The following is a 14,238-nucleotide window of genomic DNA, read 5'->3' on the forward strand; positions in this document are numbered from 1 at the left end:
ATCGACGGACGACGCGACGCAATCCCGCGATGCAATCCCGCAGCACACGCCATCACGCCCGCTTGCGCGCCGGCCGCACGACTCGCGCCGGTTCCAGCGGCTCGCTGGCCTGCTCGCACAGCCGGTCGAGCATCCGCTGTACGGCGCCCGTGCAATCCTCGCCGGCCGGCTTGTTTTCGATCGCGTCGATCAGCGTTTCCAGATGCTGTCGGTTCTGCGCGAGACGCCGTTCGAGCAGCGCGATTTCGCCGACCTTGTGCCGCAGCGCGTCCAGCAGTTCGTCGTGCGGCCACGCGCCGAGATCCGGCGGCAGCACCGCACGAATCTCGTCGAGCGAGAAGCCCGCGCATTGCGCGCGGTCGATGATCGCGAGCCGCGTCAACGCTTCCGGCCCGTATTCCCGATAACCGTTCGCCTGCCGGCGGGCCGGTTCGAGCAGGCCGCTCGCTTCGTAGAAGCGGATGCGCGACGCCGCGAGGCCGCTCGCCTTCGCCAGTTCGCCGATTTTCATGGTGGGCTCCAAAAGGGCTTGACCTTAAAGTTGACTTTAAAGTTATCGTTGGGCATCGTCAATCGAGGATGCTCACCATGAATCTGTTTGCGCCCCTGACACTGCCCAACGGGGCGGTGGTTCCGAACCGTCTGGCCAAGGCCGCGATGGAAGAAAACATGGCCGATGCGGACCACGCGCCGTCCGACGCGTTGCTGCGCCTGTACCAGGCGTGGGCCGACGGTCAGGTCGGCCTGATCCTGACCGGCAACGTGATGGTGGACGGCCGCGCGATGACGGGGCCGAACGGCGTCGTGCTCGAAAGCGACGCGCATCTCGATCGCTTCCGCCGCTGGGCGCAGATCGCGCGCTCGGGCGGTGGACACGTGTGGATGCAGATCAATCACCCTGGGCGCCAGATGCAGGCGGCGCTCGGCCAGACGACGCTCGCGCCGTCGGCCGTGCCGCTCGCGCTCGGCGCGCTGTCGAAGCAGTTTCCGGTGCCGAAGGAAATGACCGCAGCCGATATCGCCGACGTGCGGCAGCGCTTCGTGCGCGCCGCGCAGCTCGCCGAGCAAAGCGGCTTCACCGGCGTGCAAGTGCACGCGGCGCACGGCTATCTGCTGAGCCAGTTCCTGTCGCCGCTGACGAACCGCCGGCAAGACCAATGGGGCGGCAGCATCGAGAATCGCGCGCGCCTGCTGCTCGACATCGTGAAGGCGGTGCGCGCGGCGGTGTCGCCGGCCTTCGTCGTCGCGGTGAAGCTGAACTCGGCGGATTTCCAGCGCGGCGGCTTCAGCGCGGACGACGCGAAGCGCGTGGTCGAGCTGCTGAATCCGCTCGGCGTCGATCTCGTCGAACTGTCGGGCGGCAGCTATGAAGTGCCGGCGATGCAAGGCGAGGCACGCGATGGGCGCACGCTCGCGCGCGAAGCGTATTTCCTCGAATTCGCGCGCGACATCACCGCCGTCGCGCGGATGCCGCTGATGGTCACGGGCGGGATCCGCCGCCGTGCGGTGGCCGAGCAGGTGGTGGACAGCGGGGTGGCGATGGTCGGCATCGCGACCGCGCTGTCGATCGACCCGAACCTGCCGCGCGACTGGCGCGCCGGCAAGGACAGCGCGCCGGTGCTGCGGCCGATCCGCTGGAAAAACAAGGCGCTGGGCGCGCTGGCGAACATGGCCGTCGTCAAGTTCCAGCTCGCGCGGCTCAGCGAAGGGCGCCGCCCGCACCCGCGGGTGTCGCCGTTGCGCGCGCTGGTGCGGGAGCAACTGGCCGCGCAGTGCCAGACGCGGCGCTACCGGAAATGGATGGCCGGCCCGCGTGCGTGACGGCGCCTCCGGATCGGCGGCGGCGATGCCGAAGGCTGACCGGCGCGCCACCGCGCCCGTGCCCGTGCCGCTTTGCACGTTGCGCGGCGGCGTGCGCGCTCAGAAGCGGTAGTTCGCCAGCACCTCGAACCGCCGGTCGTTGCCGAGCAGATACTGCGTCTCGTTGTAGTACGCGGATTGCACGTAGCGGCGATTGAACACGTTGTACGCGCGTGCGGTGATCGTCGTGTCCTTGCGCGGCTTCCATGCGAGGCCGAGGTCGACGGTCGTGTACGACGGCATCACGAGCTGGTTCGCGGTATCGGCGAACCGCTTGCCCACGTACTTGACGCCCGCGATGCCCGTCCAGTCCGGTGCGAAGCGCCAGCTCACCCACAGGTTCGCGAGCCGCTGCGGCACCGACACCGGCACGTTGCCCGCGCGCGACACGGTCGCGCCGCCTGACGACTGCTGGAAATCGTCGTATTTCGCGCGCAGGATCGACACGTTCGCATCGACGCGCCAGTCCTTCGCGATCTCCGCGCCGACCGTCGCTTCCAGCCCGCGCGACGACTGCTGGCCGACCTGGATCGACTGGTTCGGGTTCACCGGGTCGGCCGTCAGCAGGTTGCTCTTGACGATCCGGTACGCGGCGAGCGTCCATTCGGCCTTGCCGTCGAGGAACGACTGCTTGACGCCGATCTCGATCTGCCGGCCGGTCGCGAGCGTGAAGTTCGCCTTCGATGCATTCAGCGACAGCAGCGAGCTGACCGGATCGGCCGCGACCGAGTACTGGCCGTACACGGCGAGGCCGGGCCGCACGTCGTACACGGTGCCGATGCGCCAGCCGGTATTCGCGAACACCTTCGTGAATGCGCCGCCGTTCACGAGATCGTCGCGGTTCACGCTTGCATGGTCGTAGCGCAGCCCGCCGATCACCGACCAGCGCGGCGTGATCTCGAGCCGGTTCTCCGCGAATAGCGCGTACTGGTTCGACTGGCTGCGGTACTTCGGAAACGTGCCAGCCGTATTGATGAAACGGCCCGGATCGAAGTCGAACGGGTCGACCGTCGACGTGCCCGCATACGGCGAGTTGTTGTCGTGCTGGAACGTCGTGTGGTTGAACTCGACGCCCGCCGAAAACGTGTTGCGCATCCCGAGCAGCACACTGCCGACGGTGGCCGTCGTCACGTTGCCGTACTGCTCCTGGTCGTGAAAGATCTCGGTGTAGCTGCTGCGCCGGATTTGCGCGCTCGACGGCAGATACGTGTAGTACTCCGCATCCTTCCAGTGACGGTTGCTCTTCATCCGGTACAGCGTGCTCGTCACGTTCAGGCCGTCGCTCGGCTGCCAGTTCGCCGATACGGTGGCCCAGCTGTCGCGGAACGCGATGTCGGCGTCGCCGACGTTGTAGTTCTTCTTGTCGAGCGCACGATCGCGCGCGCCGTTGACGAGCGGCACGCCGAAATACTGCATCGGATGCATGAAGCCCTGCGCGTACGACGCCGTCACGTACAGATCGGACGTCACGTCGTAGCGCAGCGCGCCGGAGACCGACAGGTTGCGCGAATTGCCGCGATCGACCCAGTTGGACGATCGATTGCCGCTGATGTCGAAGCGGTACGACAGCTTGTCGTTGATCGCGCCGCCGCTGCCGAATGCGGCGCGCGCCGTACCCTCGGTGCCGCCGCCGATCTGTAGTTCGTTGCGGATCGGCGTGCGCGTCGGCTTCTTCGGGACGATGTTGACCACGCCGCCGATCGCGCCTTCGCCGTAGATCACCGAGGCGGGGCCGCGCAGCACGTCGATATGGTCGACCGACCACGTGTCGAACGGGAACGTGACGCCGATCGCGCCGTACGGGCGCACGCCGTCGTACAGCTGCGTGACCGACGACGCGCCGACGAAGCCGCGCGCGGCGAGCTCCGAGTTGCCGTTGCCCGGATGCGGCGACGCGCTGATGCCGGCGGCGCGGCTCACGGCGTCGATGATCGAGCTGTCGCCGCGCGTGTCGAGCGTCGCGCGGCTGATCTGTTCGACGCTCGCGGGCGTTTCGAGGGGCGACAGCCCGAGATGGCTGCCCGTGTCGAGCGGTTGCGTCAGGGCGGGCGCCTTCTGCGCGTCGACGCGAATCGGTGCGAGCGTGGCGCCGGTGCCGTCGACGCCACTTTCCTGTGCCTGCCCGGCCGGCGAGAGCGCCGCGAGCACGGCAGCCGGCAGCATCAATTTCAACTTCATTGCTTTGGGTTCCTTCGAATGGGGAAGCGATTGCCTCGATCACGCCGCGGCGGCAGCCGCGCGGCCGAACAGCAGCCGGTCGATCAACCAGACCGCGACGATCGTCAGCCCCATCAACGGGAAAACGATGCCGAGCAGCACGAGCCCGGCGATCCAGCCGCGCATCGGCGGCGTGCCGCGTTCGCGCGACGGTGCGCCCAGCGTCCCGGCCGGGCGGCGCTTCCACCACATCACGGTACCCGTGACGGCCATCGCGGCCAGCCCGAGCGACAGCACCGCGCAGATGATCTGGTTCGCGAGCCCGAAATATCGGCCCATGTGCAGCGACGTGCCGTACGACACGGCTCGCGCTACCGCGCCGTAGTCGTCATAGCGGATGTCCTTCAAGACGGCGCCGCTGTACTGGTCGACGTAGATCGTGCGTTCGGCCTTCGGGTCGGCCGGAAAGTACGACGCGGTGAACACGCCGTCCGGGCCGGACGGCAGCGCGAGCGTGTAGCCGCTCGTCACGCCGAGCCCGGCGACGATCGCGATCGCGCGGGCCAGCGGCAGCGGCAGCGGCGCGGGCGTCGGCGCGGACGGCGAATGCGGCACGGGCACGTTGCCGACGGCCCACGGCGTCTGCGGCAACGGCAGGTCGTCCATCACCATTCCCGGCATCGCTTCGCCGGAATCGTGGTGATGGCCGGACGGCGCGGCCGCCTGCGCACGCGCAGTCTCGGGCGTCGCTGCGGCGCCGGGGCGCGTCGAGCGTACCGACGCACCGCCCCACGCGCCTTCCGGCGCGCCGAGGTTCACGGTCGCGGCGAGCGCCTTGAAGTTCTTGCCCCACGAGCCCGACCACGGCAGCCCGGACAGGATGAACGCGATCGTGCCGGCCGCGAGCCAGATACCGGCCGTCGCGTGAAGGCTCTTCCACAGCGGCCGGCCGCGCAGCGACAGGTCGGGCCGCAGCGCGCGCCCGACGCGTGCCGCGCCGCGCGGCCACCACAGCGCGATGCCGGTGCCGATCATCACGAAGGTCCAGCACGCGGCGAGTTCCATCAGCAACTCGCCGGTCTTGCCGAGCAGCAGCTTGCGATGCAGCATCCGGTCGACCTGCATGAAGCGGTTCTCGACGCTGAGCGTGCCGAGCACGCTGCCGTCGTACGGGTTCACGTACACGCTCTCGCGGCTGCCGTCGCGCAGCCGGAAAACGTACTCGGCGCTGCGATCCGGCGCGGTGGCGATCTGCACGGAAATCGGCGTCGCGCCGGCCGGCATCGCGGTGCGGGCGCGGGCGAGCAGCGTGTCGGCATCGAGTCGCGGCGTCGCGCGCGGCTCGACGATCAGCCGGTGCGGATACAGCAGCGGCTCGATCTGCGGCTGGAAGCAATAGAGCGTGCCCGTGATCGCGAGGATTACGAGAAACGGCATCACGAACAGGCCGGCATAGAAATGCCAGCGCCAGAGTGTGCGGTAACCGGCGCTGGCGGAACGGGCGGGCGAGATGGCCCGATCGACGGTGGTCGACATGGTGTGAACTCCTCGGGTTCGTCGAGCGGCGGGAGCGGCGCGGGCCGGCCGCCGTCGACGTGCGTCACACCCGCGTGCGTGCATCGCCGCAGGCAGGCGGCGCGGCACGCTGCGCAAACGGTGCGCAGGGCGGCGTCGCCCGCGCGAGGCGGGCATGCGAGTGAACGCGTGAATCAGGTCGGGTGAAACGAACGGCGTGAACGCGCTTGCACGTCGACGTGCACGCGCCACGGGGCGGAACGTTCAGCAGAACAGAGGAGGCGCGCGGGAGGGTGGGCGATCGTCGAATATCGATCGCACGAAAGGAAGGCTGTCGAATTGAACGCGGAAGCGCCGCGGCGGCGCCGCGGGGAACAGCAGCACCAGCAGCGCGAACGATGCGAGCGCGGTGAACAGCGCGGCGCCGAACGCGCACAGGCCGTCGCCGTGGCCGGAGGGCGCGGCCTTGTCGGCGTGTGCGTCATGCTCGAGCGCGTCGACGAGCGCGCGCGCATCGTTGGCCGGCGTGATCGGCGCGCTCGCGTCGAAGCGGGCGGCCAGCGCGGCGCTCGTGACGATCAGCGGGCCTTGGCCGGAACACAGCACCACCGAGCCCGCATCCGGACCGTCCGGATCGAGCATCACGGCGCCCGACATCAGCGCGCGGGACAGCAGCGTCACGAGGAGGAACCCCCACAGCAACTGTCGCGCGACGCCTGGCCGGAGCAGGAAGCGGCGAAGTGCGTTCATGGCGCGCGATTGTACCTCCGTTTGCGCGGAGGGGCAGGCGGGCCGTGCGTGTGCCGTGGGGCGAATCACGCATGGCCGGCGTGGCCGCGCCGGTCCTGCGCGACCTCCGGTCGGTTGCGCCCGCTCACACCGGATACGCGTCGTCGACCTTCAGGTTCGCGAGCCGGAACAGCGTGCGCAGCGTCTGCGGATGGATGTCGCGGTGCGCGGCGAGCGACGTCAGCATGAAGTCGAGCACCTTCGCGTAGCGGAGCAGCACGAGGCAGCGTGCGAGATCGGGCGCGCGGCCGCGCATGTCTTCGGCGAGCGTGACCATTTGCGTCGACAGCGTGCGCGCCATCTCGAGTTCCATCTGCTGTTTTTCGGTCCAGTCGGGCAGCGGCTGTTCGAGCACCTTCGCGAGGAAGAGCTGGAACGACGAATCGGACGAGTTGGGCTGCGCATCCATGAAGAGCCTCGTTGCGTGTGCATATCGTACGGGCGGATCCGTGGAGCGCCCGAGGGTGAATCATGTCCGCGCGGTATGGGGCGCGGCTTCTGCCCGAACGGAATGCAGATTCCGTACCAGCCCCGTCGGACGATTGTTGAGCAATGTTGAGCCGTGATACGGCATCGGTCGGCGAGTCCCGCCGGGACTGGATCGCGCAGGCGATCGAGGAGGGTGTCTACGGGCGGGAGGTGGGCAGCGTCGGGCGCCCGAAGCGACTCGACGACGCGAAATGCTTCACGGATGTAACGTAACGCGGGCGTCCGGCATGTCGCGCATTCGCGCCGGCGAACGGCCGACCCGGCGCGTGCCGGGCGGTTCGCCATGCCCGCCGTGCGTTCGCCGACGGGAAACGGCTGCATGGAGCGCGCGCCGCCGCATCGCGCGAACCGGCGGCGAATGCGCCGGTTGTTTCAAAACAGAGACGGTCCGGCGCGCGGCAATCGGTTGCATGGTCACGCAACTGGCCCAGCGAATCGCCGCGCAATTGTCCATGGGCACACGGTGCGGGTTTGCCGACAATCTCCCGATCATCTCCCGAGGTGCGACATGAACGCCCACGCCTTCTTCTCCGCCAACCTGCTGCTTGCCTACACCGCCTATTTCATCGGCACGGCCAGCCCCGGCCCCAGCAATCTCGCGATCATGTCGGTCGCCGCGAACCAGGGCCGCAAGGCGGCGCTCGCGTTCGCGCTCGGCGTGATTTCGGGGTCGATGTTCTGGGCAACGGTGGCGGCGCTCGGCGTCTCGGCCGCGCTGCTCGCGTGGTCGAAGCTGCTGGTCGCGATCAAGGTGTTCGGCGGGCTGTACCTGCTGTGGCTCGCGTTCAAGTCGGGGCGCATGGCGCTGTCGGGCCCGCCGGCTGCAACCGCGAACGCGGCGCGCGAGCAGCGGCTGTCGCGTTTCTACGTGCGCGGCGCGATGCTGCACCTGACCAATCCGAAGGCGATCCTCGTGTGGGTGTCGATCGTCGCGCTGTCGTCGAACGGCGCGGGCGGCGCGCACGGCGCCGTCGTGCCGGGCTGCCTCGCGATCGGCTGCGTGGTGTTCGGCGGCTACGCGCTGGTGTTCTCGATGGACGGTGCGCGCCGGCTGTACGTGCGCGGGCGGCGTGCGATGGAAGCGTGTCTGGCCGTCGTGTTCGGCGTGGCGGGCGTTCGGCTGCTGGCGACGAACGTTTAGCCGTGCAGCGTGTGCCGGAGCCTGCGCCGCACCGGCGTGCGACGGAGGTTCCGGCATCGATCAAGCCGGCTTCAGAAAATGAAGCCGGTATTGATGAACTTCGAGTGGTGATCCGACACGATCGAGTCGAGCAACTGCTTGCTGCTGTCGGTCTGCTTCGCCGCGACCATCGAGCGAATCGAGAACGCGCGCAGCGCGTCGCTCACCGACAGCGTGCCTTCCGCCGAATCCTTGCGCCCCGCGAACGGGAACACGTCGGGCCCGCGCTGGCACTGACAGTTGATGTTCACGCGGCACACCTGGTTCACGAGCGGATCGACGAGCGCGCCGATCTGCGCCGGATCGGAACCGAAGATGCTGACCTGCTGGCCGTGCTCCGACGTCGTCACGTAGTCGAGCGCGGTATCGACGTCGTCGAACGGCGCGACCGGAATGATCGGCCCGAATTGCTCCTCGCGGTACAGCTTCATTCCTTCGGACACCGGATACACGACGGCCGGGTAGAACAGCGTCTTGCTGAACTCGCCGCCCTGGTGGTTGACGACCTGCGCGCCTTTCGCCTTCGCGTCGTCGATCGCGTCGGTCATGTACGCGGTGCGATGCATGCCCGGCAGCGGCGTGATGCTGACGCCCTTTTCCCACGGCATGCCGATCTTCAGCTGTTCGAGCGCGGCGGTGAAGCGCTTCAGGAATTCGTCGACGATCGAGCGATGCACGAGCAGCATCTTCAGCGCGGTGCAGCGCTGGCCGTTGAACGACAGCGCGCCGAGCAGGCACTCCTTCACGGTGAGGTCGAGATCGGCGTCGGGCAGCACGATCGCCGCGTTCTTCGCGTCGAGGCCGAGGATCGCGCGCAGCCGGTGCGACTTCGGGTGCTGCTTCTTCAGGTGATCGGCGACCTTGCTCGAGCCGATCAGCGCGAGCACGTTGATCTTGCCCGACGCGAGCATGTGCGGCACGACCACTGCGCCCGGTGCGTAGATCGTGTTGATCACGCCCTTCGGGAACGCGTCGCGGAACGCCTCGAGCAGCGGTTCGAACAGCAGCGTGCCGTACTGCGGCGGCTTGAACACCACGGTGTTGCCCATCAGCAGCGCGGGGATCAGCGTCGCGAAGGTTTCGTTCAGCGGATAGTTGTACGGGCCCATGCACAGCACGACGCCGAGCGGCGTGCGGCGGATCTGGCCGATCGTGCCTTCCGCGATCACGAAGCGCGAGTTCGCGTTGTCGAGCTCCTTCAGCGCGTCGATCGTCTGCGTCATGTAGGTGACGGTGCGGTCGAACTCCTTCTGCGAATCGGCGAGGCTCTTGCCGATCTCCCACATGATCAGGTTCACGACGAGTTCGCGCTGCGCGACCATCCGCTTGATGAAGTCCTGCATGCACGCGATGCGCTGCTCGACCTTCATCGTCGGCCACTCGCCGCGGCCGGCGTCGTACGCGCGCACCGCGGCGTCGAGCGCCGCGTCGCTTTCCGTTTCGCCCATCACCGGGTAGCTGCCGATCTCGACCTGCTCGACGCTGCCGTCCGCCTGCCGCACGCATACCGGCGACAGCACGGTCTTGGTGGCGCCGTCCCACGGTCGCAGTTCGCCGTCGACGAGCGACACGCGCTGGTGGATCGGCGAAGCCAGCCGGCATTCGGCGGGAATCTCTTGTAACGCGGGAAACAGGTGCTGCAGGGAGGCGGAATCGGGCATGACGGTCTCGTTTGACGGGGGGTGTCCGGGAAGGACGGGCGATGCGAATCCTGAGCGGAATGATCCTCGATCCTGAATCGGCATCATGACGCGCACGCGGCTGCACGTCACGCGCGAATGTGGCCGATCCGGCGAATGGAACCAGTTCCATTTAAAAGGAACGCCGCAGCGAATGCAACAACGCGGAATCACGTCGCAATTACCGTAAGTATTTCGAAAGACTGTTTCCGAATCGCCGGTATAGCCATGCGGGTGCAATCGCAAACGTTTTACTTCGGCCGAATTGAGCGGATAATGGCGCGACGCGGTGAGGAAAAAAATGCAGTGAACCTGAGAGCAGACGCAGTGAAGAACAGAAGAAGATCCGCCGCGCCGCCGATACGAGGTCGGCTGCCCGGAGCGCCGGGTCGGGGTTGCCCGGTCCGGCGCGCACCGGACGATTGAATCGGTCGCGCCTGCTTGTCTCGATCCTTCGTGATCCTCTCCAGCTTCTCCATCGCCGTATCCCGAATCCTGCCTTTTACCGATCGTCGCCACACGAGACGATCGATTCAATTCTTTCGTTTACATTACGAATCAAGCCGCTCGACGGCCTGAAACGGAAAGGTATTCGTCGGGAATACAGAGCGCGCTCCACGTCCGCGTTGCGGGCAGGCGACATGCCGCAAATTAATTAAAAACACGAATCATTCTCGTTTATTATTTCGCCGCATTACGAGCCGTGACCGGACGTCACGGCTTTTTTCGTGCCGGGTGCGCGGCCGGCGTGCCCCGTTCGTCGCTTTCTTCACTACCTCTACGTTCACGATGAAACTCAACAAGAGCGCGTGCCATGCGCTTCTGATCGCCACGTCGCTGGCCGGCGCCCGCACTTCGTTCGCGCAGGCGAGCGACGCCGCGGCGACCCTGCCCGCGATTTCCGTCAACGCGACCGCCGAGCATGCGTCGTACGACGGCGGCCATTCGCGCGCGGCGACCAAGACCGACATGTCGCTGATGGACGTGCCGCAGACCGTGAACGTCGTGCCGCACGCGGTGATCGAGGATCAGAACGCGACGTCGCTGCAGGACGCGTTGCGCAACGTGCCGGGCGTCGGCTTCTCGGTCGGCGACGGCCAGCGCGACCAGATCACGATCCGCGGCTTCAACAGCATCACGGACCAGTACGTCGACGGCATTCGCGACGACGCGCTCTACTACCGCGACCTGTCGAACGTCGACCGCGTGGAGGTGCTGAAGGGGCCGGCGGCCGTGCTGTACGGGCGCGGCTCGGCGGGCGGCATCGTGAACCGCGTGCTGAAGCGGCCGCAGGCGAACCCGGTGAACGACGTGGGCGTGACGCTCGGCACGCGCGGCGAGCGGCGCGGCGAGTTCGACCTCGGCTGGAACGCGAACGACGCGGCGCGCTTTCGCATGACCGGCGCGGCCGAGAATTCGAACAGCTTCCGCGACAAATTCCAGCTCAACCGGCAGGCGATCGCGCCGTCCGCGCAGTTCAAGCTCGACAGCGACACGGTGCTGAACGTCGAATTCGACTACCTGCACGACCGCCGCACGTCGGACCAGGGGATTCCCGCGTATCGCGGCCGGCCGGTCGACGTGCCGATCAACACGTACTATGGGTCGGCCGATGGCGGGAACAGTTCGTACAACGACGTCTCCGCGAAAAGCGCGACGGTGTCGCTCGATCACCGCTTCAACGATTCGCTGTCGTTTCACGGCGCGATCCGCGCGTACGACTTCTCGCTCGAGCGGAAGAACTACGTGACGTACGAGCCGATCAAGACCGCCGCGCACCCGGTCGTCACGCTCGACCAGTCGACGCGCCAGCGCACCGACCACGGCATCGACGGGCTGTTCGAGCTCACGCAGAAGACGTCGCTGTTCGGCATGCGCCACGAGCTGCTGTACGGGCTGGAGCTGTCGCAGCAGCAGAAGTTCGACACGATCTACAGCGTGACGAAGGTCGCGAACTACGATCTCTTCAATCCGCAGCCGGTCGTCCTGCCCGGCGTGCCGATCGGCGCGCGTGCGAAGACGAACGCGTCGACCGTCGTCGGGCTCGCGGGCGTGTACGCGCAGGACCTGATCTCGCTGACCGAACACTGGAAGGTGCTCGCCGGCCTGCGCTTCGACTACCTGAACCAGATCCGCCACGACTACACGTCGTCGAACGTCAATCTCGACCGCACCGATCACGCGTGGAGCCCGCGTGTCGGCCTGATCTACGAACCGCTCGACTGGCTCACGCTGTACGGGTCGTTCAGCCAGTCGTTCTCGCCGCTGGCCGACACGCTGATCAGTTCCGGCGCGTTCTCGAACGGCGCCGCGCTCGCGCCGCAGAAGACCACCGCGTATGAAGTCGGCTCGCGCTTCGACCTTGGCGGCAAGGCGACGGCCAGCGTCGCGCTGTTCGACATGCGCCAGACCAACCAGCAGATCGGCGACCCGGCGAATCCCGGCTATGCGCTGCCGATCGGCACGCAGCACGTGCGCGGGATGGAGCTCGGCTTCACCGGCGAGATCGCGCCGAAGTGGTCGGTGTATGCGGGTTACGCGTACCTGAACGGCACGGTGGACGGTTCCGCGCAATCGACGGCGGCCGGCCTCTCGCTGTCGAGCAACACGCCGGGGCTGATGCCGCGCCACAGCGCGAGCCTGTGGCTCAAGCGCGAGCTGCCGTACGGCTTCTATGCGGCGGCCGGCATGCAGTTCCAGTCGGCGCGCTATACGTCGGCGAGCGATCTCGTCACGCTGCCGTCGTTCACGGTGTTCAACCTGGGCGCCGGCTATCGCAGCAAGAAGGTCGACGTGACGCTCACGCTCGACAACCTGTTCAATCGCCGCTACTTCATCGCCGCGCACGGCAACGCGGACCTGTACAACATGCCGGGCGATCCGCGCACGCTGACCGCCACGGTGAAGTGGCACATGTAACGCACGCGGTGCGCGACAATGCGGGTCTTCGTCACGACGACCCGCGCCCCTGACTGCCCATGATCCGCCACACGATCGATGTATCGAGCCTGACCGGCCGCGCCCGCGCGCTGTTTCTATCGTTGCTGGTATGCGGCCCGGTCGCGGCCGGTGCGCAGACGATCGCGGCGGATGCCGAGCCGGGGTGCCACGCGATGCATGTCGACCGGACGATCACGCTGTCGGGGCGCTACGCGCTCGACTACGGCGACGAATCGCTCGGGTCGGACGTGTGGTTCGAAGAGGACGATGCGTCCGCCCGGCGCTTGCCTGATCGCTCGCAACGCGCGGGCGTGATCGTTTTCACGAACCAGCGCGAGGCGGCCCGCGGGCTGCGGCTGCCCGCGGCGCAGCCGCGCGGCGTATGCCGGTTCGACGGGCGCGCAACGCTCGTGATTCGCGATCTGGAGACCGCGTGCCCGGGGCTGGAAACGCCCGATCGCGCGCGGCTGCTGAGGGTCGTGGCAGCCGACGTGCCGGCGCGGCACGCCTGCGGCGCCACCGCGCCATGACGCCGGCGCGGCGGCGCCCTTACTCGACGTCCTCGTCGTCCGCCTCGTCGGCGTCGTGCGCGTCGCGCTCGGGCGCCGCATACGCGCTCGCCTGTTCGAGCAGCCACCCGCGGAACGATTCCAGCGGCTTGCTGTGGCTGAACTCCGTCGGATACACGAGGTAGTACGCCGAATCGCCGACGGTGGCCGCATCGCACGGCACGACGAGGCCGAGCTGCTGCAACTGTTCCTCGACGAAGAACTTCGGCACGAGCGCGACGCCGAGCCCGGCCGCCGCCGCGCTGATCAGCATCGTATGCAATTCGTAGCGCACGCCCTGCATCGTGCGGATGTCCTCGACGCCGTGCGTCTCGAACCACTGCGCCCACGCGCCGGGGCGCGTCGTCGAGTGCAGCAGCGGATACGCGAGCAGATCCTCGACGCGCTCGACGGGCCCCTTCAGCAGCGCGGGGGAGCAGATCGGCACGACTTCCTCGCCGAACAGGTAGTCGGACGACGTGCCGGGCCAGGTCGGCTTGCCGTAGTGGATCGCGGCTTCGAAGTGCGTGTCCTCGAACGAGAACAGGTCGGTGCGGCTGCCCATGTTCACGCGCACGTCGGGCGTGCGGTCGTAGAAGCTCTTGATGCGCGGGATCAGCCAGTGCGACGCGAAGGTCGGCAGCACCGCGAGTTCCAGGTAGCCGCCGCCGCTGCCGTGCGCGATGATCGACAGCGTGTCGCGGTCGAGCGCCTCCAGCGCGCGCCGCACCTGCGTGCCGTACAGCTTGCCGGCGCGCGTCAGCACGACGCGCTGCTTCACGCGCGCGAACAGCCGCACGCCGAGGCTCGCTTCGAGCGTCGCGATCTGCCGCGACACGGCGCTTTCGGTCAGGAACAGCTCCTTGGCCGCGTGCGTGAAGCTCTCATGGCGGGCGGCGGCTTCGAAGGCCACGAGCGCACCCATGTTGGGGATCTTGAATTTGCGCATGATGCTCGTTTTGTCTGATGGACGGAGCCGCCCGGCGCCGGGGGCGAAATGTCGGCGAAGGACGATCGATAATTCCAAAAACTCATCACATATCAATTTAATCTCGCTTTACGCGCCGCTGCAACCCTTTGA

At 67.5% G+C, this 14,238-nt stretch carries 11 protein-coding genes; 4 read left to right on the forward strand and 7 right to left on the reverse strand.

Annotation, left to right across the window (positions count from 1 at the left end):
- Positions 1-52: 52 nt before the first annotated feature.
- On the reverse strand, positions 53-511 hold the full coding sequence (locus CFB52_RS17505; protein ID WP_060967980.1) for a MerR family transcriptional regulator: 459 nt from the start codon (positions 509-511) through the stop codon (positions 53-55).
- 77 nt (positions 512-588) lie between these two features.
- Between CFB52_RS17505 and CFB52_RS17510 the strand changes: the two genes are divergently transcribed.
- Complete coding sequence (locus CFB52_RS17510; protein ID WP_099317853.1) at positions 589-1,821, forward strand: NADH:flavin oxidoreductase/NADH oxidase family protein; 1,233 nt, start codon at positions 589-591, stop codon at positions 1,819-1,821.
- A 99-nt stretch (positions 1,822-1,920) separates the two neighbouring features.
- Here CFB52_RS17510 and CFB52_RS17515 read toward each other — a convergent pair whose 3' ends face one another.
- The 4 genes from CFB52_RS17515 to CFB52_RS17530 form a co-directional block, all read right to left on the reverse strand.
- Positions 1,921-4,038 (reverse strand): TonB-dependent siderophore receptor, encoded by a 2,118-nt coding sequence (locus CFB52_RS17515; RefSeq protein ID WP_099317053.1) that lies wholly within the window; start codon positions 4,036-4,038, stop codon positions 1,921-1,923.
- A gap of 39 nt (positions 4,039-4,077) precedes the next feature.
- The gene (locus CFB52_RS17520; RefSeq protein ID WP_099317054.1) at positions 4,078-5,553 is read right to left on the reverse strand and encodes a PepSY domain-containing protein; all 1,476 of its coding nucleotides are present in this window, start codon (positions 5,551-5,553) and stop codon (positions 4,078-4,080) included.
- Between the two features lie 243 nt (positions 5,554-5,796).
- Complete coding sequence (locus CFB52_RS17525; protein ID WP_059579802.1) at positions 5,797-6,282, reverse strand: hypothetical protein; 486 nt, start codon at positions 6,280-6,282, stop codon at positions 5,797-5,799.
- A gap of 124 nt (positions 6,283-6,406) precedes the next feature.
- On the reverse strand, positions 6,407-6,730 hold the full coding sequence (locus CFB52_RS17530) for a hypothetical protein (RefSeq protein WP_034205546.1): 324 nt from the start codon (positions 6,728-6,730) through the stop codon (positions 6,407-6,409).
- A 588-nt stretch (positions 6,731-7,318) separates the two neighbouring features.
- On the opposite strand from CFB52_RS17530, the gene CFB52_RS17535 reads away from it, so the two are divergent.
- The gene (locus tag CFB52_RS17535; protein ID WP_059579804.1) at positions 7,319-7,951 is read left to right on the forward strand and encodes a LysE family translocator; all 633 of its coding nucleotides are present in this window, start codon (positions 7,319-7,321) and stop codon (positions 7,949-7,951) included.
- Positions 7,952-8,022: 71 nt separating this feature from the next.
- Here CFB52_RS17535 and CFB52_RS17540 read toward each other — a convergent pair whose 3' ends face one another.
- Complete coding sequence (locus CFB52_RS17540) at positions 8,023-9,651, reverse strand: NADP-dependent glyceraldehyde-3-phosphate dehydrogenase (RefSeq protein ID WP_089465359.1); 1,629 nt, start codon at positions 9,649-9,651, stop codon at positions 8,023-8,025.
- Positions 9,652-10,458: 807 nt separating this feature from the next.
- Here CFB52_RS17540 and CFB52_RS17545 point away from each other — a divergent pair.
- Together CFB52_RS17545 and CFB52_RS17550 are read left to right on the forward strand one after the other, a co-directional pair.
- Positions 10,459-12,588 carry a TonB-dependent siderophore receptor gene (locus CFB52_RS17545; protein WP_099317055.1) on the forward strand — a complete coding sequence of 710 codons (2,130 nt, stop codon included), beginning with the start codon at positions 10,459-10,461 and terminating at the stop codon, positions 12,586-12,588.
- A 59-nt stretch (positions 12,589-12,647) separates the two neighbouring features.
- Complete coding sequence (locus CFB52_RS17550) at positions 12,648-13,139, forward strand: hypothetical protein (RefSeq protein ID WP_226221647.1); 492 nt, start codon at positions 12,648-12,650, stop codon at positions 13,137-13,139.
- A 19-nt stretch (positions 13,140-13,158) separates the two neighbouring features.
- Here the strand turns inward: CFB52_RS17550 and CFB52_RS17555 are convergent, their stop codons facing one another.
- On the reverse strand, positions 13,159-14,106 hold the full coding sequence (locus CFB52_RS17555) for a LysR family transcriptional regulator (RefSeq protein ID WP_060315994.1): 948 nt from the start codon (positions 14,104-14,106) through the stop codon (positions 13,159-13,161).
- Positions 14,107-14,238 lie beyond the last annotated feature (132 nt).

The organism is Burkholderia sp. AU18528 (genome assembly GCF_002223215.2).
GTDB classification, from domain to species: Bacteria; Pseudomonadota; Gammaproteobacteria; order Burkholderiales; family Burkholderiaceae; genus Burkholderia; species Burkholderia semiarida.